Below are 22307 nucleotides of genomic sequence, written 5' to 3'. Positions count from 1 at the left end.
TCTGGCCCGCCGCGCGGCAGTCCGCTGTCGCGCGGCCTTGAAAAGGAGTCAACATGGCAATGACGGTCCACGTGGACATCGTCAGCGCGGAAGAGCAGATCTTTTCCGGCCTGGCGGAGTTCGTTGCGCTTCCGGGCGAAGCGGGCGAACTCGGGATCCTGCCCGGCCACATGCCGCTGATGACCCGGATCAAGCCGGGCGCGGTGCGTGTGAAGGTGCCGGATCAGGCGGAAGAAGAGCTGGTTTTCGTCGCCGGCGGCATCCTGGAAGTTCAGCCGGGGCTGGTCACCGTTCTGGCGGACACCGCGATCCGGGGCAAGGATCTCGACGAGGCCAAGGCCCTCGAAGCCAAACGTATGGCGGAAGAGGCGCTGCAGAACAAGTCGTCGGAGCTGGACTACGCGAAGGCTCAGGCAGAACTGGCCGAAGCGATCGCCCAGATCGCCGCGATCCAGAAGCTGCGCAAGCGCGGTCACTGATCGGCGTTCGCCGCGTCGGCGGCGAGCATGAAGCACGAAGGGCAGTCCGCAAGGACTGCCCTTTTCATTTGCGTCCGCCGCATGAGCGGCCGTCGTTCAAGCCGATGCCGTTTGGCCCGGGAGTGATGCACGGCGGGCGGCGGTTCCAGGGGCGCTGCGGGTCGCGGAGTAATGTACGGTGCGGGCTCAGGCGTGGCGTCCGGGCGCGGCGAGCCGGCCGACGCGTTTGTCGAGGCGCGCGAGATCGTCACGCAGCGCGCGCAGTTCGTCGCCGAGGGCGGCAAGCGCGCCGTGGGTGACGAGGGCCTGCTGTTCCTCCGCGAGATATTCGGCGAGGTTGCCGGTGAGGCCGGCCCACGCGCGCTCATGCATTTGGCGCAGGCTGCCGGCGCCCTGCACCATGCGGTGCGCGACGATGTCGCCGAACACGCGCGACAGGTCTTCCTCGGCATCCCAGCGCAGGTTGCGGAACACGAAGCCGAGGGTGTCGGCGAGTTCGGCGTTGCCTTCGATGCGCACCGCATTCATCGCCTTGTTGGCGTCCCCGCCGACGAGGCCCGGCAGGGCCGAGAGCGGGAGCGACAGCGTGACGCCAGGCTCCTGGTCGGCATCGCTGTCGATGAGGTAGCCGTCGCTGTCGATCGCGAACAGCAACTCGACGGGCTCGGCGCGCAGGCGCGCGCAGCGGCCGGCGTGCGGGGCGAGGCGCTCGCGTGCCCAGTCGGCGCGCGCAAGCAGGTGATTGACGGCGGCGAGGGCGCCGCGGGTAGCGAAATTCAGTGCGGACATGTATTCGAAGGGGAATGCAGCAGCGCAGCGCGATATCAGGCGACTTGCTGGATGCCGGCGACGACCCAGCCCCCGGCGCCGCTCAGCGGCTTGGTGAGGTGCCAGACTTCGTCGAAGGGCGCGGGCGAGGCGCCTGGCTCCTCGCGTAACAGGCCGGTGAAGCGCACGCTGACGATGTAGCGCTGTGCTTCCTCGGCGACCTCGAGCACCTGGGCATTGAGTTCCACGACGTCGGTGCGCTGCTCGCTCAAGCCGCGATCGGCCATCTGCAGGCGGATTTCGGCGTACATCTCGGGACTCGTGAACTCGCGGATGTCGTCGAGGTTGCCGGCGTCGTGGGCAGCCTGCAGGCGGATGAAATTGACCTTGGCCTGGCGGGCGAAGGCCTCGGCGTCGAAATCGTGCGGAAACGCTCGGGCGCCGGCGTCGCCGCTGCCGCCGGGGAGGACCGCCGCGGGCGACGCGGGTGCCGGCGTGGCCCCGCCGCCATGGACGGCGCCGGCGTACTGCATGCCGGGGCCGGCGCGGGAGTCGCCGGTGCGGCGCGTGAGCATGCGGAAGAGGGCGAAGGCGGCGAACACCAGCAGGGCGATCAGCACGACGGAGGCGAGTTCCTCGCTCAGGCCGAGGTGCGAGAACAGCGCGGCGAGGCCGATGCCCGCGGCGAGACCCGCGAGCGGGCCCATCCAGGAGCGCCGGGGCTGCGTCGTTGCGCCGGCGGTCGGAGACGGTTGCGGAGCGGGTGTCGCGGATTGCCGCGGCGCCTGCGGCGGGCTGATCTGCCGTTGCATCCCGAGGCTGCTGCCGCCGCCGAGGCGCCTGGCCTCGACGTCGGTGACGCCCAGGCCGAGGGTGAAGACGATCGCAATGAGGCCGAGGACGAACTTGTTCATGGCTCGTGTCACTCCATGGTGCGCCGTGTTCCGCTCCGCACGGCAGGGCCGGTGCGGGATGCGCCGGTGTTCAGACCTTGTAGCCGCGGTGCAGCGCGACGATGCCGGCGCTGAGGTTGAAGTAGTCGACCCGCTTGAAACCGACTTGTTCCATCAGCGCCTTGAGTTCCTCCTGCGGCGGATGCATGCGGATCGACTCGGCGAGATAGCGGTAGCTGTCGGCGTCGCCGGCGACCTTCTGGCCCATCCACGGCAGGATCTTGAAGGAGTACAGGTCGTAGACGGGGGAAAGCGGAGCCCACACCTTGGAGAATTCGAGCACCAGCAGGCGGCCGCCCGGACGCAGCACGCGGCGCATCTCGGCCAGCGCGGCGTCCTTGTGCGTCATGTTGCGCAGGCCGAAGGCGACCGTCACGCAGTCGAACCAGTTGTCGGGGAAAGGCAGCTTCTCGGCGTTGCACTGTGCGACCGGCAGCGCGTAGCCGCGGTCGAGCACGCGGTCGCGGCCGACCGAGAGCATGGCGTGGTTGATGTCGGTGAGCCACACCTGGCCTTCGCGCCCGACGCGCTTGGCGAAGGCGAGCGAGAGGTCGGCGGTGCCGCCGGCGACGTCGAGCACGCGGTCGCCGCGGCCGACGCCGGAGATCTGGATCGTGAACGCCTTCCACAGCCGGTGCAGGCCGAAGGACATCAGGTCGTTCATGATGTCGTACTTGGTCGCGACCGAGGAGAAGACCTCGGCGACGCGCTGCTGCTTCTCGCCTTCGGCGACCGTCTGGAAGCCGAAGTGGGTGGTCTTGTCGTTCATGTTCAGTGCTTGTGGCCGCAGCCGTGCGTGGGCGCGGGCGGTGGGTTGTCGGCGGGGTCGCGGCTCGCGCCGGCCGCGGCGAGGCGGTCGAGGTACTGCTGCCACAGCGTATCGTGCTGCGTGGCGAGCATGTGGAGGTAGTCCCAGGAATACAGGCCGCTGTCGTGGCCGTCGGAGAACACCAGCTTCACGGCGTAGTGGCCGACCGGCTCGATGTCGAGGAGCTCGACGTCGCGCTTGCCGACCTGCAGGGTTTCCTGCCCGGGGCCGTGGCCGCGGACTTCGGCGGACGGGGAATACACGCGCAGGTATTCGAAAGGCAGCGCGTACTGTCGCTCTTCGCCGAAGGCGATTTCGAGCACGCGCGACTTGCGGTGCAGCGTGAGTGCGGTGGGGATGGGGGTGTCGTCGTCGAGGCCGGCCATGCTTGCCCCTGCTTGCGGATGGAGGGGGTGTCAATCATACCCGAATCGGCGCCCGCCCGTCCCCTGCGGGCTTTTGCACGGCACGTGTTGCGGGAACGTGACCTGTCACAAAAACTTCAATTTCCTGCAATACACTGCGTGCGACGACATGGAGTGTGAATATGGCCGCGAACATCCTGCTTGTGGAAGACGAACCGGCGATCCAGGAACTGATTGCCGCCAACCTCGGACGTGCCGGGCATCACGTGGTGCGTGCCGGCGATGCCGAGACGGCGCAGCGCATCGTGCGCGACGCGCTGCCGGATCTGGTGCTGCTCGACTGGATGCTGCCGGGCATGTCGGGGATCGAGCTGGCGCGCCGCCTGCGAGCGGACGAGCGCACGCGGGCGATCCCGATCATCATGCTGACGGCGCGCGGCGAGGAGCAGGACAAGGTCGCGGGCCTGGAGATGGGCGCGGACGACTACATCACCAAGCCCTTCAGCCCGCGCGAACTGGTCGCGCGCATCAAGGCGGTGCTGCGCCGGCGCGCGCCGCAGGCGACGGAAGATTCCGTGGAGCTGGGCGGGCTGAGCCTCGATCCGGCGACGCACCGCGTCTGCGCCGGGGAACGTCCGGTGACCCTCGGGCCGACGGAGTTCCGCCTGCTGCATTTCCTGATGACCCATCCCGAGCGCGTGCATTCGCGCGCGCAGCTGCTGGACCAGGTGTGGGGTGACCATGTCTTCGTCGAGGAGCGCACGGTGGACGTGCACGTGCGGCGCCTGCGCGCGGCGCTGGAGCCGGTCGGCCATGACGGGCTGATCCAGACCGTGCGCGGCAGCGGCTATCGCCTGTCGGCGCAGCCGGCCGTGGCCGGCGTGTAAGATTCCGGCCTGGTAACCTCGAGCGGGAGTTTCTCATCAGACCGGAATCGCGATACGTGTGGTGGCAGGCGGTGCGCATGCTGGGCCTGGTGGCCCTGCTGGCGCTGATCGTCGGCGCGATCGGCGGCAAGGTCGCAGCGCTGGCGATGCTGTTCGCCGGTCTGCTGGCGATGCTCGCCTACCAGTTGCTGAACCTGCAGCGGCTGGTCGAATGGATGCACGCGCCGGCCGGGATGCCGCTGCCCGCAGGGGTCGGCATCTGGGCGCACGTCTACTACGACCTGGACCGGCGTTCGCGCACCTCGCTCGACCTGCGCGAGCGCCTGACGGACGCGCTCGACCGCTTCCACGAGGCGAGTCAGGCGATGCCGGACGGGGTGCTGTACCTGTCGGCGAACGACCGTATCGAATGGCTCAACCGCAAGGCGGAGCAGCACTTCGGCATCGACGGACGGCGCGACCACGGGGTACTGGTGACGACGCTGGTGCGCGAGCCGGAATTCGTGCGTTTCCTGCAGGCGGGCGACTTCACGGATCCGCTGGTGCTGCATTCGACGCGCCGGGCGGGCCTCACGCTGCTGCTGCAGGTCGTGCCCTTCGGCGATGAGCAGAAAATGGTGGTGTCGCGTGACGTCAGCCAGCTGGAGAAGCTGGAGACGATGCGGCGCGATTTCATCGCCAACGTGTCGCACGAGCTGCGCACGCCGCTGACCGTGGTGACGGGCTTCCTCGAGACGCTGATCGACGGCCGCGACGATTTTGCGCCCGAGGACGTGACAAACTTCCTGCAGCTCGCGCTCGACCAGTCGTTGCGCATGCAGACGCTGATCGAGGACCTGCTCACCCTGTCGGCGCTGGAGACGGGCGCGCCGGCGGCGGTCGAGGAGCGCGTGGACGTCGCCGCGCTGGTGCACAGCATCGCCGACGATACGCGCCTGCTGTCCAACGGCCGGCACGAGATCGACGCCGACATCGACGCGCGCGCGGGCTGCGCGACGCTGCTGGGCAGCGAGAAGGAGCTGCGCTCGGCGTTTGCGAACCTTGCCAGCAACGCGGTGCGCTACACGCCGTCCGGCGGTCGCATCCGCTTGAGCTGGAGCTGCACCGAAGGTCGCGGGGAATTTGCCGTCGAGGACAACGGCATCGGCATCGCGGCGGAAGACATCCCGCGCCTGACCGAGCGCTTCTACCGTGTGGACCGCGGACGCTCGCGCGAGACGGGCGGTACCGGCCTGGGGCTGGCGATCGTCAAGCACATCCTGTCGCGCCACCAGGCCGAGCTGCGCATCGCCAGCGAGCCCGGCAAGGGGAGCCGCTTCAGCGCGCGCTTCCCGGCTTCGCGCCTGGGGCCGGCGACTCCAGCGCTTCATAGCTGACCTGCACGAAATCGGGGCCGCGCAGGATCGCCTTCGTGAGTCGCAGCTGGTAACGCTGGCCGCCGTCGACGACGTCGATGACGCGTTGCGGCTGGAACCATTTCGCCGGCAGGATCAGCGAGCTTTCCGCCTTCAATGCCGGCGTGGGGGGCAGCAGGAAGCCCTCGAGGAAGGCTTCGTGCACATTGCCCGTGAGGCCGAAGGGGCGCACCGCGACGACCCGGGGCAGACCGGGGAGCACCTGCACGCCCGCTTCCATGACGCCGTCGGCGCGATACATCAGCCAGCTGAGCTGCGCGAGCAGGTAGTGCTCGCCGTCTGGCGGGCGGACGCCGACGAGCTGATGGTGTTCGAGGCGCTGCGTGTGGGGATCCTGGTACAGACGGAAGCCGCTGACCGAATGGTCCGCGACCTGCCAGTGCTCGCACGTGAAGCCGAGCCGCGCCGCCGCGCGCCGGCGTTCGTTCTCGTTCCAGCGTGGGTTTTCGGCCTGGGTGACGCGCTCGCCGAAGGTGAGCAGCGAGATGTCGCTGCGCAGGCTGCGCTGCGTCGCGTAGATCGGGGGCTGTTCGAAGGGCTTGCCGCTGACGTGGAAAGCGATGGACGACCAGCCGGCGGTGAGTTCGGCGCGCCCCTGCGTGCCGCGTCGCGGGAAACGGCGCCCCGCGGAGGCGAGGCCCCAGGGGCGGTACAGCGACAGCAGCAGTTTGGCGCTGGCGTCGACGGGGCAGTCGGCGCCGAGCCCGAGCGAGGATGGAGTGACGCCTTGCTTGAACTGTTTGAGCACGGCCTGGATCTGCCCGGCGAGCTTGCTGCCGTCGAAGCGGCGCAGCGCCGCCGATGGCGCGAGCACGCCGAGGGGACGCAGCCCGTGGTCGGCGCCGAGGTCGAGTCCGTAGGCCGCCGGTTGCGGGGTTTCGCCGTCGGGTCCGCCGAGCAGCTCGCAGTAGGGGGCGAAGCGCTGCGCCCAGCGGCACACCCAGCCAAGGTCGCGCTCGCTGCGGCCGTAGGGGTTGGCGAGGTCGACGAGCAGCACGGCGACGAAGGCTTCGGCCGGGCTTTGCGCCTTCCAGATGTCGTTGAGCGCGTCGGGGACGCGTGTCGTGGCGACGCCCAGCGCCTCGGCGGCGCAGAAGCCGTCGTGCAGCGCGGTCCACGTTCCCTTGGGGAGCGCGCGGTGGGCGCGGAAGTATTCGAGCGGGACCATGCCCGCGTAGTGGATGCGCCGTTGCGCCAGCAATGCGCGCCGGTCGGCCGGCAGGATCTCGGCGCCGCTCGTGCGTGCGACCTGCCCGTAGGACCGGGCCATGGCCTGCCACAGCGTGACGACGCTGCGCAGGGTCGCGTTTTCGGCGCTGTCGGGCGGCAGCGGATGCGCGGCATAGCGGCTGGCCATCGCCGACTGGGCGAGTGCGACGTGCGGACGTGCCGCCTCGAGGATCTCGAGGTGCTGATCGGGCGCCGGCGGGTTGCGCTGTAGCGCCGGCACCATCTCCGACAGCAGTCTGTGGGTCTCGTCGACGTTCAGCGGATGCAGCCTGTTGAGCAGCTCCAGACACTCGACGGGATCGTGATAACCCATGGGTTCTCCGTGGTGCGTTCGGTCCGTGCGTGCCGGGGTCATCCGGCGGTCTGTTCGGTGAGCATCGCGACCAGCGTCGTGGCGAGGGTTTCCACCGGCGGGGCCGCGCGCTGCGCGCCGGTGCGCTGCGGCGCACTCCACACCGACTGCGGGAAGTGCGCATCGTCGGCGAAGCGCGGGATCACGTGCCAGTGCAGGTGCGGCACCATGTTGCCGAGGCTCGCGAGGTTGATCTTGTCCGGGCGCATCAGCTGGCGCAGCGCGGCTTCGGTCGCGAGCACGACATTGAGGAGGTGGCGCTGCTCGCCTCCGTTGAGGTCGGTCATTTCCGCGACGTGATGGTTCCACACGACGCGGCAGAAGCCGGGATAGCCCGGCTCATCGACGAGGATGACGCGGCAGCTGCCGTCGCGCCAGACCAGGGTCTCGTTGGCGGCTGGACACAGTGGGCAATCGGACACGGGTTTCCCCTTCGGCAGGATGGTGAAAACTCGGACTGTAGCCTTTCGGCATGAAGCTGCGAAGCGAAATCTACACGCTGCCCGCGCCCGCGGCGGGATTGCCGGCGATGGTCGTCGCTTCGCCCAGCGTCTCGATCGCGCCGTGCCGGAACGCGAGCAGGGTGCCGGGCGGGATCGCGTGCCACACCTCGTTGTCGGTCAGCGGTGCGGTCGCGATCACGGCGACGCGGTCTGCCGGGGTCGTGAGCCGGCTGAAGTCGACGCTGAGGTCCTGGTCGGAGAGGTGCGCGGTGGCGAACGGTGCCTGGCGGATGATGTAGGTGAGTTTGGTCGAACAATGGGCGAAGAGGTATTCGCCGTTCGACAGCAGGAAGTTGAACGGGCCGTGCGCGCCGATGCGGATCGCGAGCCGGCGCAGGGCCGCGAACAGGGCTTCGGCCGGGGGCGGGCCGTCGGGGAATTCGGCGGCGAGGTGCTGCAGGAGGTCGCAGAACGCGGACTCCGAGTCGGTGCTGCCGACCGGCAGGAAACGGCCGTCGAAGTGCGGTGCGTAGTCGAGCAGGTTGCCGTTGTGCGCGAAGATCCAGTAGCTCCCCCACAGCTCGCGCTGGAAGGGGTGGGTGTTGTCGAGCGTGACCTGACCCTGGGTGGCCTTGCGGATGTGCGCGATGACGTTGAGCGAGCGGATCGGGTAGCTGCGCACCAGCTCCGCGACCGGCGAGGAGGCGCTGGGCTGGGGGTCGAGGAAGACGCGCACGCCGCGTCCCTCGAAGAAGGCGATGCCCCAGCCGTCGGCATGCACGTCGGTGGCGCCGCCGCGCGCCTGGAAGCCGGCGAACGAGAAGCAGATGTCCGTCGGCACGTTGCAGTTCATTCCGAGGAGCTGGCACATCGCGCGTCCCCCGAGCGTGTTGCGGTGAAAGGGTGGTTCAGCCTTCCAGCTTGCGTTTCAAGAGTTCGTTGACCTGCGCCGGGTTGGCCTTGCCCTTGCTCGCCCTCATGACCTGGCCGACGAGTGCGTTGAAGGCCTTGTCCTTGCCGGCGCGGAACTCCTCGACCGACTTCTGGTTTGCTGCGAGGACTTCGTCGATCATCGCCTCGATCGCGCCGGCGTCGTTGGTCTGGCGCAGGCCCTGGGCCTCGATGATGGCGTCGGCCGCATTTGCGTCCGTTCCGCCTTCGCCGTTCCACAGGGCTTCGAACACCTTCTTGCCGATGTTGTTCGAGATCGTGCCGTCCGTGATGCGCGCGACCAGGCCGGCGAGCTGCGCGGGCGAGACCGGGGACGCGGAGGCGTCGAGTTCGGCCTTGTTGAGACGGGCGGCGAGATCGCCCATGACCCAGTTGGCGCAGGGCTTTGCCTGCGCCACGCCGGCGGCGTCGACGGTCGCCTGGTAGAAGGCGGCGACTTCCTTCGACGCGGTGAGGGTCGTCGCGTCGTACGCGGAGAGGCCCCACTGTTCCATGAAGCGCGCCTTCATCGCGCCCGGCAACTCCGGCATCTCGGAAGCGACGCGCGCCTTCCACTCGGGCGAGATCACCAGCGGCAGCAGATCCGGGTCGGGGAAGTAGCGGTAGTCGTGCGCGTCTTCCTTCGAGCGCATCATGCGCGTCTCGCCCGTGTCGGGGTCGAACAGCACGGTCGCCTGCTGGATCCTGCCGCCGTCCTCGATGGTGTCGATCTGCCACTGCACTTCGAAGTCGATCGCCTGCTGCAGGAAGCGGAAGGAGTTCAGGTTCTTGATCTCGCGGCGCGTGCCGAGCGGACCGCCGGGACGGCGCACAGAGACGTTGGCGTCGCAGCGGAAGGAGCCTTCCTGCATGTTGCCGTCGCAGATGTCGATCCAGCGCACCAGCGCGTGCAGCGCGCGGGCGTAGGCGACGGCCTCGGCGGAGGAGCGCATGTCGGGCTCGGAGACGATTTCCAGCAGCGGCGTGCCGGCACGGTTGAGGTCGATGCCGCTCATGCCGTGGAAGTCTTCGTGCAGCGATTTGCCGGCGTCCTCCTCGAGGTGGGCGCGGGTGAGCTGCACGGTCTTCTCGTAGGCTTTGTCACCTTCGCCGACGCGGATCGTGATTTCGCCGCCCTGCACTACCGGCAGCTCGAACTGGCTGATCTGGTAGCCCTTGGGGAGGTCGGGGTAAAAGTAGTTCTTGCGCGCGAACACGCTCTTCGACGCGACGTTCGCGCCGATCGCCAGGCCGAAGCGGATCGCACGCTCGACGGCGCCGCGGTTGAGCACCGGCAGCACGCCTGGCAGGGCGATGTCGACGGCGCAGGCCTGCACGTTCGGCGCGGCGCCGAAGGCGGTGCTGGCGCCGGAAAAGATCTTCGACGCGGTGTTGAGCTGGGCATGCACTTCCAGCCCGATGACGACTTCCCAATCCGATCTGCTCATGTTCGTATCTCTGGATTCTTGACGCGGTCAGGTGCACTGGCCGCTCGACCGGTCCACCAGGATCGGCCATACGTATTCGAACGTGCCGCGGGTGCAGCGTTTCGCGCATTCGGAGAATGCGACGGTGACCTGTTCGCCCTGTTCCCACATGCGCACCGTGCAGCCGTCGCGGGCCTGCAGTTCGACGTGCGGCTCCTTGAGCACCTGCTTGAAGTCCGCGAGTTCGAACTTGCAGCTGCCGCGCTTGGGGACATCGACCGTGGCGGCGAACGCGCGCACCTCGGAGTAGCTGACGTCGAGCACGGCGCTGCCGCCGTAGCCGACCTCGTCCTTGAAGCGGCAGTCGGTCTTGATGGAGAGCGGGCGCACCGGCATGGGCTTGAGCCGGCCGCGCTGCAGCGCGCGTTCCGGCTCCGCCTCGGCAGCGGCCTGTGCGGCGGATTGGGCCGATGAAGGCGCGGCGGTCTCGGGTTCGGGCTTGCGCTCGGGCGGGGTCGCGCAGGCGCCGAGCAGCACGGTGGCGGCGAGCGCCGCAGTGCGTAGGGCGGGATGAAGGCGGCGCATGGGACGCTCAGGCCGGACGGCGCAGGTGCCAGTCGGTCGCCTGCTGGTACTGGTGAGCGGTGCCCAGCAGGCGCGCTTCGCCGAAGTAGTCGCCGATGAGCTGCAGGCCGACGGGGAGATTCCCGCCGCCGAAGCCGCAGGGATGCGACAGCCCCGGCAGGCCGGCGAGGTTCACGGCGATCGTGTAGATGTCCGACAGGTACATCTGCACCGGATCGTCGGTCTTCTCGCCGATCGCCCATGCGGTGGTCGGGCTGGTCGGGCCGGCGATCACGTCGCATTCGCGGAAAGCGGCCTGGAAGTCCTGCGCGATCAGGCGGCGCAGCTTCTGCGCCTGCAGGTAGTAGGCGTCGTAGTAGCCGTGCGACAGTACGTAGGTGCCGACGAGGATGCGGCGCTTGACCTCGGCGCCGAAGCCTTCGGCGCGGCTCTTCGCGTACATCTCGGCGAGGTCGCGGTATTCGGCGGCGCGGTGGCCGTAGCGCACGCCGTCGAAGCGCGACAGGTTGCTCGACGCCTCGGCTGGGGCGATCACGTAGTAGGCGGGGATCGCGAGCCTGGCGTTGGGCAGGCTCACCTCGACGGTGGTCGCGCCGAGCTTGCGGTACTGGTCGAGCGCCGCTTCGACCGCGGCACGCACGTCCTCGGCCATGCCCTCGGCGAAGAATTCGCGCGGCAGGCCGATGCGCAGGCCCGCGAGGGGCTTGTCGTTCGCCGGCGCGGCGATCTCGCGCGCGTAGTCCTCGGCGGGGCGCTCGAGGCTGGTGGAATCGCGCTCGTCGAAGCCGGCCATCGCGGTGAGGAGCTGCGCGCAGTCGGCCGCGGACGCGCCGAAGGCGCCGCCCTGGTCGAGCGAGCTCGCGTACGCGATCATGCCGTAGCGGCTGACGACGCCGTAGGTGGGTTTGATGCCGGTGATGCCGGTGTGGCCGGCGGGCTGGCGCACGGAGCCGCCGGTGTCGGTGCCGGTGGCGATCGGCGCGAGGCGTGCGGCGACCGCGGCGGCCGAGCCGCCGGAAGAGCCGCCCGGGATGCGGGTGGTGTCCCAGGGGTTCTTCACCGGGCCGTAGTGCGAGTTCTCGTTCGACGAGCCCATCGCGAACTCGTCCATGTTGGTCTTGCCCAGGTTCACCGCGCCGGCGGCTTTCAGCAGCGAGACGACGTGGGCGTCGTAGGGGCTGACGAAGTTCGACAGCATCTTCGAGCCGCAGGTCGTCAGCACGCCTTCGGTGCAGAACACGTCCTTGTGCGCGAGCGGGATGCCGGTGAGCGGGCCGGCGTTGCCGGCGGCGATGCGCGCGTCGGCAGCACGGGCGGCAGCGAGGGCGCCGTCGCGGTCGACGGTGATGAAGGCGTTGAGCGACGGGTTGTGCGCGGCAATGCGGTCGAGGAACAGCGTCGCGAGCTCGACGCTGGAGATCCGCTTCGCGTCGAGTGCGGCGCGCAGTTCGGTGAGGCTGGCGTTGATCATGGCTTACTCGATGACCTTCGGGACGAGGTAGAGGCCCGCTTCGGTCTGCGGGGCGACGCGCTGGAAGGCCTCGCGGCGGTCCGGTTCGGTCGCGACATCGGTCCGCAGGCGCTGCGCGACGTCCTGCGGGTGGCTCATCGGTTCGACCCCGCTGGTGTCGACCGCCTGCATCTGTTCGATCAGGCCGAAGATTCCGTTCAGCTTGGCGCGCGTGGCCTCGACGTCGCCGTCGGCGAGTTCGATGCGCGCGAGTCCGGCGATGCGCAGGACCTGTTCAGTGGTAAGCGACATGAGGAAACAAAACCCGCTTAAATCACAAAGATTTGTAGGTTATCATACTCGTTTGCCGCCAGTCCGGCCGGGCATCCGCCCCACCGCCCACCTTCCTTACCGGTTTCGGGATTTTCCGCATGTTTGGCTTCCTGCGTTCCTATTTCTCCAACGATCTGGCCATTGACCTTGGCACCGCGAACACGCTGATCTACGTGCGCGGCAAGGGCATCGTGCTCGACGAGCCGTCCGTCGTCGCGATCCGTACCGAGGGCGGGCCCAACGCCAAGCGCACGATCCAGGCGGTCGGCCATGCGGCGAAGCAGATGCTGGGCAAGACCCCGGGCAACATCACGGCGATCCGGCCGATGAAGGACGGCGTGATCGCCGATTTCGTCGTCACCGAGCAGATGATCAAGCAGTTCATCAAGAAGGTGCACGACTCGCGCATGTTCTCGCCGAGCCCGCGCATCATCATCTGCGTGCCCTGCGGTTCGACCCAGGTCGAGCGTCGTGCGATCCGTGACGCGGCGCTGGCGGCCGGCGCGAGCCAGGTCTATCTGATCGAGGAGCCGATGGCGGCGGCGATCGGCGCCGGCCTGCCGGTGTCGGATGCGACCGGCTCGATGGTCGTCGATATCGGCGGCGGCACCACCGAAGTCGGCGTGATCTCGCTGGGCGGCATGGTCTATGCGGGTTCCGTGCGCGTCGGCGGCGACAAGTTCGACGACTCGATCGTCAATTACATCCGCCGCAACTACGGCATGCTGATCGGCGACACCACCGCCGAGAACATCAAGAAGGAAATCGGCTCGGCCTTCCCGGGCTCCGAGGTGCGCGAGATGGAAGTGAAGGGGCGCAACCTCGCCGAAGGCATCCCGCGCAGCTTCACGATTTCGTCGAACGAAATCCTCGAGGCGCTGACCGAGCCGCTCAACCAGATCGTCTCCGCGGTGAAGATCGCGCTCGAACAGACCCCCCCTGAACTGGGCGCGGACATCGCCGACCGCGGCATGGTGCTGACCGGCGGCGGCGCGCTGCTGCGCGACCTCGACCGCCTGCTGATGGAAGAGACCGGCCTGCCGGTGATCGTCGCGGAGGAGCCGCTGACCTGCGTCGCGCGCGGCTGCGGCATGGCGTTGGAGAAGATGGACAAGCTCGGGTCCATCTTCGCGTCCGAGTAAGTTGCGTTGTTGCGGCAGGCTTCCGGGTCTGCCGCGCTCCGCCGCACACGCCTCACGATGTCCCTCGCCGGTCATCCGTCTCCACCGATCTTCAGGCAGGGACCTACTCCGCTGGTGCGGCTGCTGGTGCTCGTGTCGGTGTGCCTGGCGATGCTGGTCGCCGACCTGAAGTTCCGCTACCTCGAAGTCGTGCGCCAGGCGCTGTCGGTGGCGACCTGGCCGCTGCAGATGGCGGCCGCCGCACCCGCCGACTTCGTGCGCAACGCGGCGGTGTATTTCGGCACCCTCGTCGAGGTGCAGAAGGACAACTCGATGCTGCGCGGCCGCGAACTGGAGGCGGCACAGCGGCTGCTGCGCTTCGAGCAGCTCGAGGAGGAAAACCGCCGCCTGCGCGGGCTTCTCGGGATGGGGGCGTCGATCGCGGCGAAAAGCGTGGCCGCCGAGATCCTCTACGACGCGCCGGACCCGTTCGACCGCAAGGTGATCCTCAACCGCGGCAGCCAGCAGGGCGTCGAGGCCGGCATGGCGGTGGTCAACGAACAGGGCATGATCGGGCAGGTCACGCGCGTGTATCCGGTGCAGGCCGAGGTCACGCTGCTCACCGACAAGGATCAGGCGGTACCGGTGCAGGTCGCGCGCAACGGGCTGCGCGGCGTGCTCGCCGGTGCGGGTCAGGGGCGGCTGGAGCTGCGCTTCACGCTGTCGGGCGCGGACGTGCGCGTCGGCGATCGCCTCGTGACCTCGGGCCTCGACGGCTTGTTTCTCGCCGGGCTGCCGGTGGCCGACGTCGTCAGCGTCGACCGCGACGCGCAGACTTTCGCCGTGATCGTGTGCGAGCCGGTCGCCGGCGTCGAGCGCACGACCCAGGTGCTGCTGCTCGGACGCGCCGAGCCGCCGCCGCCGCGTCCGGCGCCGGAGCCCGAACCCGAGCCGCGCAAGGGACGCAAGGGTTAAGGAAAGCCATTCATGCAGCCGACCCACCGCTCCAGTCGCATCCTGCAGCCGGCCAAGACCTGGTTCGCCTACCTGAGCCTGCTGGTCGCGCTCGCGCTGAGCTACATCCCGACCGGGCTGACGCCCGGCGTGCCCGACTGGGTCGCGCTGGTGCTGGCCTTCTGGTCGATCCGCGAGCCGCTGCGTGTCGGCATGGGCGCGGGCTTCCTGTTCGGCGTGCTGGTCGACATCGGCCACGGTGCGGCGATGGGGCAGCATGCCCTCGCCTACGTCGTGCTGTGCTATCTCGCGACCGCGGTGTCGCGCCGCGTGCTGTGGTTCCCGCCGACTCAGCAGGCGCTGCAGATGTTCCCACTGCTGCTGCTGACGCAGGTGATCATGGTCGTCGTGCGCCTGCTGGCCGGCGCCGAATTCCCCGGGTGGTGGTACTTCCTGTCCAGCCTCACGAGCGCGGCGCTGTGGGTGCCGCTGAACTATCTGTTGCTGCTGCCGCAGTACCAGCCGGTGGACCGGGACGACAACCGGCCGATCTGAACCGATGATGGAATTCCGTACCCCCGACGAGGAACTGGGGCGCTTCCGCCGCCGCGTTCTGATCGCGGGCATCTTCATCGCCGTGTGCTTCGGCCTGCTGGTGGCGCGCTTCTGGTTCCTGCAGGTCGTGCGCTACGACTACTACCACACCCGCGCCGAGGACAACCGCATCGCGCTGCTGCCCATCGTGCCGGGGCGCGGTTCGATCACGGATCGCAACGGCGTGCCGCTCGCGCGCAACTACGCCGCCTACACGCTGGAGATCACGCCCTCGCGCGTGCGCGACCTCGAGGCGACGATCGACGGGCTGGCGGAGATCATCGAGATCGACGCGCGCGACCGGCGGCGCTTCAAGAAGCTGCTCGAAGAGAGCAAGAATTTCGAGAGCGTGCCGATCCGCACGCGCCTGACCGAGGAGGAAGTGGCGCGGGTGATCGCGCGCCGCTACCAGTTCCCCGGCGTCGAGGTGCAGGCGCGCCTGTTCCGCGACTATCCGCATGGCGACCTCGCGTCGCACGTGATCGGCTACATCGGCCGCATCAACCAGCGCGACCGCGAACGTATCGAGGAGTCGGGCGACGAGGCGAACTACCGCGGCTCCGAGTACATCGGCAAGAGCGGCCTGGAGTTGAGCTACGAGGCGGTGCTGCACGGCATCACCGGCGCCGAGCAGGTCGAGGTGAATGCCGGCGGCCGCGCGGTGCGCCAGCTCGCACGCACGCCGGGCGTGGCCGGCAACGACCTCGAACTCACGCTCAACATCGAGATGCAGAAGGTCGCCGAGGCGGCCTTCGGCAAGCGCCGCGGGGCGCTCGTGGCGATCGAGCCGGCGACCGGCGGCGTGCTGGCGCTGGTGTCCAAGCCCGGATACGACCCCAACCTGTTCGTCGACGGCATCTCGACCGAGGACTGGAAGTCGCTCAACGAATCGCCCGATCACCCGCTCGTGAACCGAGCGATCTTCAGCGCCTACCCGCCCGGTTCGACTTTCAAGCCCTTCATGGCGATGGCGGGCCTGTCGGCGGGCAAGCGCACGATCACGCAGACGATCCCCGATCCGGGCTACTTCATGTTCGGCGGCCACCGTTTCATGGATGACAAGCCCGGCGGCCACGGCATGGTGGATCTGCCGAAATCGATCGTCGTGTCGTGCAACACCTACTACTACCAGCTCGCCAACGACCTGGGCATCGACGGCATCGCGAACTTCATGCGCCCGTTAGGCTTCGGGTCGCGTACCGGCATCGACGTGCCCGGCGAGGCCGAGGGCGTGCTGCCGACGCCGGAATGGAAGAAGAAGCGCTTCCGCAAGAAGGAACATCAGAAGTGGTTCGGCGGCGAGACGATCTCGGTCGGCATCGGCCAGGGCTACAACGCCTACACGCCGCTGCAGATGGCCAACGCGCTGGCGGCGCTCGTCAATGACGGGAAGATGTTCCGGCCGCACGTGGTGCGTCATGTCGTCAATCCGGCGACGGGCGAACGCCGCGTCGTCGAGCCCGAGCCGATCCGCACCATCCCCCTCAAACCCGAGCATGTGGCCGCGGTGCGTCAGGCGATGGTGGACGTGAACAGGGCCGGTACCGGGGCGCGCGCCTTCGCCGGCGCGCCCTACTCGGCCGGTGGCAAGACCGGCACGGCGCAGGTATTCTCGCTGCGCGGCCAGCGCTACGTCGAAGGGCGCGTGAGCGAGCGCCTGCGCGACCATTCGTGGTTCATCGCCTACGCGCCGGCCGACAAGCCGACGATCGCGCTCGCGGTGCTGGTAGAGAACGGCGGCTTCGGCGCGCAGTCGGCGGCGCCGATCGCCCGCCAGGTGATCGACTTCCACCTGCTCGGCAAGCGCCGCGAACAGCCGGCCGGCGAGGATATCGATGCGGGCGACGAGGGCGACGAGCACGCGGGCCACAAGCACGCGGAGGTGCATGCCGCAGATCCCGCTCAGCCCGATGCGGGCGGGCACGACGAGGGGGTTCGTTCCGAATGACCGACACGCGTTTCCATCCGCGCGAGCTGCTCAGCGGCTTCCTGCGCCCGATCGACCCGCCCTTGCTGCTGCTGCTCGGCCTGCTGCTCGCCTACGCTTTCGTCGTGATGATGAGCGCCTCGCCGGAGCGCGTCGCCTCCCTGCAGGTGAACACCGTCGTCGCGCTCGCGGCGATGTGGGCGACGGCTCGCCTGCCGGCCCAGCGCCTGCTGAGCCTTGCGCTGCCGCTGTACGTGATCGGCGTGCTGCTGCTCGTCGCCGTCGATCTCTTCGGCGAGACCTCGAAAGGGGCGACACGCTGGCTCGACATCGGCGTGACGCGCATCCAGCCGTCCGAGATCATGAAGATCGCCATGCCGTTGATGCTCGCGTGGTACTTCCAGCAGCGCGAGGGCCAGATCGGCCTGCGCGAGTTCGTCGTCGCGGGCCTGCTGCTGGTCGTGCCGGTCGGACTGATCATGGTGCAGCCGGATCTCGGCACGGCGGTGTTGGTGACCGCCGCGGGCGTGTATGTGATCTACTTCGCCGGCTTGTCGTGGAAGCTGATCGTGCCGGTGGTCGCCGTCGGCGTGATCGGCATCGTCGCGATCGTCGGTTTCGGCGACCACATCTGCCAGCCGGGCGTCGAATGGCCGGGTCTGCGCGAATACCAGAAGCATCGCGTATGCACGCTGCTCGACCCGACGCAGGATCCGCTCGGCAAGGGCTTCCACATCATCCAGTCGACGATCGCGATCGGCTCGGGCGGGGTGCTCGGCAAGGGCTGGATGGGCGGCACGCAGACCCACCTCGCCTTCCTGCCCGAGCGCCACACCGATTTCATCTTTTCGGTGCTCTCCGAGGAGTTCGGCCTGATCGGCATCGTGCTGCTGCTGACGATCTACGCGCTGCTGCTGCTGCGCGGCTTCTACATCGCGGCGACGGCGCCGACGCTCGCGACGCGCCTGCTCGGCGGCGCCATCACGATGATTTTCTTCACCTATGCTTTCGTTAATATGGGCATGGTCAGCGGTATCCTGCCGGTCGTGGGGGTGCCGCTGCCCTTCATCAGCTACGGCGGAACCGCGCTCGTCACGCTGTGTCTCGGGATCGGGATACTGATGAGCATCCAGCGCAGCCGCGTGCTCGCGCAGGCGTGATTACGGAGACAGACCGATGCCGACGCATACCCTGCAAACCGGCCCGTCCGGATACAAGCTGCTGTTCGCGGGCCTGATCGCGGCCGTGCTGGCGCTGGCCGGCTGCAGCACGACGCCGCCGCTGGCCGGCACCGCCGCGACATCGCCCCAGCCCGCGCCGGCGCCGGGCAAGAGCGCAGTCGTGCAGAAGCGCGGCGGCGCCTACTACAAGGACGACGGTCCGGGCGACAACCCGCCGGCCAACCTCGACGACATCCCCGACGCGCAGCCGCGCGCGGAGCCGCTGCACCGCTTCGCCAACCGCCCGTACAACGTGTTCGGCGAGGACTACGTGCCGGCGACCGCCGTGATGCCCTTCCGCCAGCTCGGCCGCGCGAGCTGGTACGGCAAGCGCTTCCACGGCAAGCCGACGTCCAGCGGCGAGCCCTACGACATGTACTCGATGACCGCCGCCCATCCGACGCTGCCGATCCCGAGCTATGCGCGCGTCACGCATCGCGCGAGCGGGCGCTCGGTGGTCGTGCGCATCAACGACCGCGGGCCGTTCCACAAGGGCCGCGTCATGGATCTGTCCTACGCGGCCGCGCATCGCCTGGGCTACGCGAACGTCGGCAGCGCGGAGGTCGAAGTCGAGGCCATCGTCCCCGACGGCGTCGAGATGATCGCGACCGAAAAACCGATCCCGCCGCTGCCCGGGCGCAAGCCGGCGGCCTTCGTGCCGCCGACGCCGGTGCCGGTCGAACCGCCGGTGCAGCTCGCGATGGCCGAGCCGTCCACGCTCACGGATGCCACGCGCGGCATCTTCCTGCAGCTCGGTGCGTTTTCCTCCGTGGCGAGCGCGGAAGGCTTCCGCGGCATGGTGCGCGATGCCTTCGCGGAGCATGCCGACCGTCTCGAAGTCCTCGCCGACGGCAAGCGCTACCGCCTGCATCTCGGCCCCTTCGCGTCGGTGACGGAAGCGAAGGGCGAGGCCGAACGCATTGCGCGCGAACTGAAGTTCCGCCCCTTCGTCGTAACCCGCTGATGCAATCTGAACCAATTGCTGCCTGCGCCGGTCTCCTGTCGGGGTCGGTCAAGCCTCTATAATCGATCCTTTGCCCCGACCCTCCCGCCGGCCGGCTTCTTCCTGCCCCGATACCTGCCCACTGCCACCCGTCTGCCGAATCTCATGCGTTTTCTCGCCGCCCTGCTGTTCGCCGTCGTCTCCTTCGCAGTTTCCGCCCAGAACGTCCCCCCCCCCACGCTCGCCGCCCGCAGCTGGTTGCTGATGGACCAGGCCACCGGCCAGGTGCTCGCCGCGCGCGAGGCCGACGCGCGCATCGAGCCCGCGTCGCTGACCAAGCTGATGACGGCCTACCTGACCTTCGCGGCGCTCAAGAGCGGCAGCATCACGCTGCAGCAGACGGTGCCGGTGTCCGAGAGGGCCTGGCGCATGGAAGGCTCGCGCATGTTCATCCAGCCCGACAGGCCGGTCACGGTCGAGGAGCTGGTGCAGGGCATGATCATCCAGTCGGGCAACGACGCCTGCGTCGCGCTCGCCGAGCTGATCGCCGGCAGCGAGGAATCCTTCGCCCACCTGATGAACCGCGAGGCGCAGCGCCTGGGCATGAAGAACACCAGCTTCATGAACTCCTCGGGCCTGCCCGACCCCAACCACTACACCACCGCGCGCGACCTGTCGCTGCTCGCGTCGGCGATCTCGCGCGACTTCCCCGAGTACTACCGCTACTACTCGCAGAAGGAATACACCTACAACAAGATCACGCAGCCGAACCGCAATCGCCTGCTGTGGCTCGATCCGACCGTCGACGGCCTGAAGACCGGCCACACCGCGGCGGCCGGCTACTGCCTGATCGCATCGGCCCTGCGCGGCCAGCGCCGCCTCGTGTCGGTGGTGCTGGGCACCGATTCCGACACCATCCGCGCGCAGGAATCGCTCAAGCTGCTGAACTACGGCTTCCAGTTCTTCGACACCGCCAGACTGTATTCGGCGAACCAGGAGCTGTCGCGCTTCCGCGTGTGGAAGGGCGAAAAGAACGAGCTGCCGGTGGGCTTCCTCAAGGACTTCGTGATTTCCCTGCCCAAGGGCCAGGCCGAGAAGGTGCAGAGCCAGCTCACCAGCCAGCAGCCGGTCGTCGCGCCGCTGCAGAAGGGGCAGCAGGTCGGCACGCTGCAGCTCACCCTCGACGGCCAGCCGATCGGCGAATACCCGGTCGTCGCGCTGCAGGACGTTCCCGTCGCCGGCTTCTTCGGCCGCCTGTGGGATACGATCGTGATGTGGATCAAGAGCCTGTAAGAGGCCTGCGGAGGCGCTCATGAGCATCTGTTACCTCGACGGCACCTACCAGCCGCTGACCGAGGCACGCATCTCGCCGATGGACCGCGGCTTCCTCTTCGGCGACGGCGCCTACGAGGTGATCCCGGTGTATTCGCGCCGGCCCTTCCGCATCGCCGAGCACATCGCGCGTCTCGGGCGCACGCTGGACGCGGTGCGCATCCCGAACCCGCATACGGCCGCGGAATGGGAAGCGATCGTGAGCGAGCTCGTCGCGCGCAACGCCTGGGTGGACCAGTCGATCTACCTGCAGGTGTCGCGCGGTCCGGACGAGCGGCGCAACCACGCCTTCCCGGCGGTGATGCGCCCGACGGTGTTCCTGATGAGCGAGGCGCTCGTGACGCCGTCGGCCGACGTGCTGGCGAGCGGCGTTGCGGCCGTGAGCGCTGCCGATTTCCGCTGGGCGCGCTGCGACCTCAAGACCACCGCGCTGCTGGCGAACTGCCTGCTGCGCCAGGTCGCCATCGACAAGGGCTGTGCCGAGACGGTGCTGTTCCGCGACGGCTTCCTCACCGAAGGCGCGGCGTCCAACATCTTCGTCGTGCGCGACGGCGTGATGCTCGTGCCGCCCAAGAGCCACCTGATGCTGCCCGGCATCACCTACGACGTGGTGCTGGAACTGGCGGCCACGCACGGTCTCGAACATGCGGTGCGCGAGATCCTCGAGGACGAGGTGCGCACCGCCGACGAGGTGTGGCTCACCTCGTCGACCAAGGAAGTGCTCGCGATCACCAGCCTGGACGGACGCCCGATCGGCGACGGCCGGCCCGGTCCGGTGGGGCGCGAGATGCATGCCTGGTACCAGGAATTCAAGAACACGGTGATGCGCGTTGGCTGACCAGAACCCCGAAACCCTCCTCGAGTTTCCCTGCGATTTCCCGATCAAGATCATGGGCGCGCGCGTGGACGAGTTCGCGCAGGCCGTCGTCGACGTCGTGCGCAAGCATGCGCCGGATTTCGATCCCGCGACGGTGCAGATGCGGCCGTCGAGCAAGGGCAACTACATTTCCCTGACCTGCACCGTGCGCGCCGTGTCGAAGGCGCAGCTCGATGCGCTGTACCGCGAGCTGTCCGGTCACCCGCTGGTGAAGGTGGTGCTGTAGTGCAGGTGGTGGACGCCCTGCCGCTGGTCGTGCGCCGGCTCGGCCTCGTCGAGTACGAGCCGACCTGGGCGGCGATGCGCGCGTTCACCGACGCGCGCACCGACGAGACCGCCGACGAGCTGTGGCTGCTGGAGCACCCGCCGGTATTCACGCTCGGCCAGGCCGGCAAGCCCGAGCACCTGCTGCGCGAGACCGGCATCCCGCTGGTGAAGATCGACCGCGGCGGCCAGATCACCTACCACGGACCCGGTCAGATCGTCGTCTACCTGCTCATCGACCTGCACCGCCGCCGCCTCAAGGTGCGCGAGATGGTCACGCTGATGGAGCAGGCGCTCATCGACTGCCTCGCCGATTACGGCCTCGCGGCCGCGCGCAAGGACGGCGCGCCGGGCGTGTATATCGGCGGCGACAAGATTGCGGCGCTGGGCCTGCGCGTCAGGAACGGCTGCAGCTACCACGGCCTTGCGCTCAACGTCGATGCCGACCTCGCGCCGTTCTCGGCGATCAACCCCTGCGGTTACGAGGGGCTGAAGACGATCAGGATGAAGGATTTCGGCGTGACCGACGGCGTCGCCGAAGTGGGGGAGCACCTGCTCGCCCATCTCGAGCGGCTGCTCGCACCCCGGCCGGCCATCGACAGGCCATAATGCGGCGGGTGCCACAAGCGCCCGTTACCCCGAAGAGACGA

24 protein-coding genes are annotated in these 22307 nt (G+C 68.6%); 13 read left to right on the top strand and 11 right to left on the bottom strand.

Going from position 1 to position 22307, the window contains the following annotated elements; all coding sequences use genetic code 11:
• The first annotated feature begins 53 nt into the window (after positions 1 to 53).
• Entirely contained in the window at positions 54 to 479 is a 426-nt protein-coding gene (locus tag BW991_RS12055) for a F0F1 ATP synthase subunit epsilon (RefSeq protein ID WP_076602363.1), read from the top strand.
• A 186-nt stretch (positions 480 to 665) separates the two neighbouring features.
• Here BW991_RS12055 and BW991_RS12050 read toward each other — a convergent pair whose 3' ends face one another.
• The 4 genes from BW991_RS12050 to BW991_RS12035 form a co-directional block, all read right to left on the bottom strand.
• Complete coding sequence (locus BW991_RS12050; RefSeq protein ID WP_076602362.1) at positions 666 to 1268, bottom strand: ubiquinone biosynthesis accessory factor UbiJ; 603 nt, start codon at positions 1266 to 1268, stop codon at positions 666 to 668.
• Positions 1269 to 1303: 35 nt separating this feature from the next.
• Positions 1304 to 2161, bottom strand: a complete 858-nt coding sequence (locus BW991_RS12045) for a Tim44 domain-containing protein (RefSeq protein ID WP_076602361.1) — start codon at positions 2159 to 2161, stop codon at positions 1304 to 1306.
• Between the two features lie 70 nt (positions 2162 to 2231).
• A complete protein-coding gene (gene ubiE, locus BW991_RS12040; protein ID WP_076602360.1) occupies positions 2232 to 2969 on the bottom strand; it encodes a bifunctional demethylmenaquinone methyltransferase/2-methoxy-6-polyprenyl-1,4-benzoquinol methylase UbiE in 738 nt (245 codons plus the stop codon).
• A 2-nt stretch (positions 2970 to 2971) separates the two neighbouring features.
• Complete coding sequence (locus BW991_RS12035) at positions 2972 to 3394, bottom strand: gamma-butyrobetaine hydroxylase family protein (protein WP_076602359.1); 423 nt, start codon at positions 3392 to 3394, stop codon at positions 2972 to 2974.
• A 161-nt stretch (positions 3395 to 3555) separates the two neighbouring features.
• Between BW991_RS12035 and phoB the strand changes: the two genes are divergently transcribed.
• Together phoB and phoR are read left to right on the top strand one after the other, a co-directional pair.
• Positions 3556 to 4260 (top strand): phosphate regulon transcriptional regulator PhoB, encoded by a 705-nt coding sequence (gene phoB, locus BW991_RS12030; RefSeq protein WP_076602358.1) that lies wholly within the window; start codon positions 3556 to 3558, stop codon positions 4258 to 4260.
• A 56-nt stretch (positions 4261 to 4316) separates the two neighbouring features.
• Positions 4317 to 5636 (top strand): phosphate regulon sensor histidine kinase PhoR, encoded by a 1320-nt coding sequence (phoR, locus tag BW991_RS12025; protein WP_076602357.1) that lies wholly within the window; start codon positions 4317 to 4319, stop codon positions 5634 to 5636.
• Here the strand turns inward: phoR and BW991_RS12020 are convergent.
• The 7 genes from BW991_RS12020 to gatC all read right to left on the bottom strand — a co-directional run bounded on the left by BW991_RS12020 (position 5578) and on the right by gatC (position 12404).
• The gene (locus BW991_RS12020; RefSeq protein WP_076602356.1) at positions 5578 to 7218 is read right to left on the bottom strand and encodes a hypothetical protein; all 1641 of its coding nucleotides are present in this window, start codon (positions 7216 to 7218) and stop codon (positions 5578 to 5580) included. The genes phoR and BW991_RS12020 overlap by 59 nt on opposite strands.
• Positions 7219 to 7256: 38 nt before the next feature.
• Positions 7257 to 7679 carry an HIT family protein gene (locus tag BW991_RS12015; protein ID WP_076602355.1) on the bottom strand — a complete coding sequence of 141 codons (423 nt, stop codon included), beginning with the start codon at positions 7677 to 7679 and terminating at the stop codon, positions 7257 to 7259.
• Positions 7680 to 7749: 70 nt separating this feature from the next.
• Positions 7750 to 8571: a class II glutamine amidotransferase gene (locus BW991_RS12010; protein ID WP_076602354.1), complete on the bottom strand. Its 822-nt coding sequence runs from the start codon at positions 8569 to 8571 to the stop codon at positions 7750 to 7752.
• 37 nt (positions 8572 to 8608) lie between these two features.
• Entirely contained in the window at positions 8609 to 10078 is a 1470-nt protein-coding gene (gene gatB / locus BW991_RS12005; RefSeq protein WP_076602353.1) for an Asp-tRNA(Asn)/Glu-tRNA(Gln) amidotransferase subunit GatB, read from the bottom strand.
• A 27-nt stretch (positions 10079 to 10105) separates the two neighbouring features.
• Complete coding sequence (locus BW991_RS12000) at positions 10106 to 10642, bottom strand: hypothetical protein (RefSeq protein WP_076602352.1); 537 nt, start codon at positions 10640 to 10642, stop codon at positions 10106 to 10108.
• 7 nt (positions 10643 to 10649) lie between these two features.
• Positions 10650 to 12113, bottom strand: a complete 1464-nt coding sequence (gatA, locus tag BW991_RS11995; RefSeq protein WP_076602351.1) for an Asp-tRNA(Asn)/Glu-tRNA(Gln) amidotransferase subunit GatA — start codon at positions 12111 to 12113, stop codon at positions 10650 to 10652.
• Positions 12114 to 12116: 3 nt separating this feature from the next.
• Entirely contained in the window at positions 12117 to 12404 is a 288-nt protein-coding gene (gene gatC / locus BW991_RS11990) for an Asp-tRNA(Asn)/Glu-tRNA(Gln) amidotransferase subunit GatC (RefSeq protein WP_076602350.1), read from the bottom strand.
• A 119-nt stretch (positions 12405 to 12523) separates the two neighbouring features.
• Between gatC and BW991_RS11985 the strand changes: the two genes are divergently transcribed.
• The 10 genes from BW991_RS11985 (at position 12524) to lipB (ending at position 22266) form a co-directional block, all read left to right on the top strand.
• The gene (locus BW991_RS11985) at positions 12524 to 13567 is read left to right on the top strand and encodes a rod shape-determining protein (RefSeq protein ID WP_076602349.1); all 1044 of its coding nucleotides are present in this window, start codon (positions 12524 to 12526) and stop codon (positions 13565 to 13567) included.
• A gap of 57 nt (positions 13568 to 13624) precedes the next feature.
• On the top strand, positions 13625 to 14521 hold the full coding sequence (gene mreC, locus BW991_RS11980) for a rod shape-determining protein MreC (RefSeq protein ID WP_076602348.1): 897 nt from the start codon (positions 13625 to 13627) through the stop codon (positions 14519 to 14521).
• 12 nt (positions 14522 to 14533) lie between these two features.
• The gene (gene mreD / locus BW991_RS11975) at positions 14534 to 15055 is read left to right on the top strand and encodes a rod shape-determining protein MreD (protein WP_076602347.1); all 522 of its coding nucleotides are present in this window, start codon (positions 14534 to 14536) and stop codon (positions 15053 to 15055) included.
• A gap of 4 nt (positions 15056 to 15059) precedes the next feature.
• Positions 15060 to 17042, top strand: coding sequence for a penicillin-binding protein 2 (gene mrdA, locus BW991_RS11970; RefSeq protein ID WP_076602346.1), 1983 nt, complete (start codon positions 15060 to 15062; stop codon positions 17040 to 17042).
• Positions 17039 to 18181: a rod shape-determining protein RodA gene (rodA, locus tag BW991_RS11965; protein ID WP_076602345.1), complete on the top strand. Its 1143-nt coding sequence runs from the start codon at positions 17039 to 17041 to the stop codon at positions 18179 to 18181. The genes mrdA and rodA overlap by 4 nt, the downstream gene beginning before the upstream one ends.
• A 16-nt stretch (positions 18182 to 18197) precedes the next feature.
• On the top strand, positions 18198 to 19205 hold the full coding sequence (locus tag BW991_RS11960) for a septal ring lytic transglycosylase RlpA family protein (RefSeq protein ID WP_076602344.1): 1008 nt from the start codon (positions 18198 to 18200) through the stop codon (positions 19203 to 19205).
• Positions 19206 to 19349: 144 nt separating this feature from the next.
• Entirely contained in the window at positions 19350 to 20477 is a 1128-nt protein-coding gene (locus BW991_RS11955) for a D-alanyl-D-alanine carboxypeptidase family protein (RefSeq protein WP_076602343.1), read from the top strand.
• A 19-nt stretch (positions 20478 to 20496) separates the two neighbouring features.
• Positions 20497 to 21354, top strand: a complete 858-nt coding sequence (locus BW991_RS11950; RefSeq protein WP_076602342.1) for an aminotransferase class IV — start codon at positions 20497 to 20499, stop codon at positions 21352 to 21354.
• On the top strand, positions 21347 to 21619 hold the full coding sequence (locus tag BW991_RS11945) for a YbeD family protein (protein WP_076602341.1): 273 nt from the start codon (positions 21347 to 21349) through the stop codon (positions 21617 to 21619). Before BW991_RS11950 ends, BW991_RS11945 begins: the two co-directional genes overlap by 8 nt.
• A complete protein-coding gene (lipB, locus tag BW991_RS11940; protein ID WP_084205069.1) occupies positions 21619 to 22266 on the top strand; it encodes a lipoyl(octanoyl) transferase LipB in 648 nt (215 codons plus the stop codon). The genes BW991_RS11945 and lipB overlap by 1 nt, the downstream gene beginning before the upstream one ends.
• Positions 22267 to 22307 lie beyond the last annotated feature (41 nt).

The organism is Aromatoleum tolulyticum (assembly GCF_900156155.1).
Taxonomy (GTDB): Bacteria; Pseudomonadota; Gammaproteobacteria; order Burkholderiales; family Rhodocyclaceae; genus Aromatoleum; species Aromatoleum tolulyticum.
This window is presented reverse-complemented; position numbering and strand designations above follow the sequence as displayed.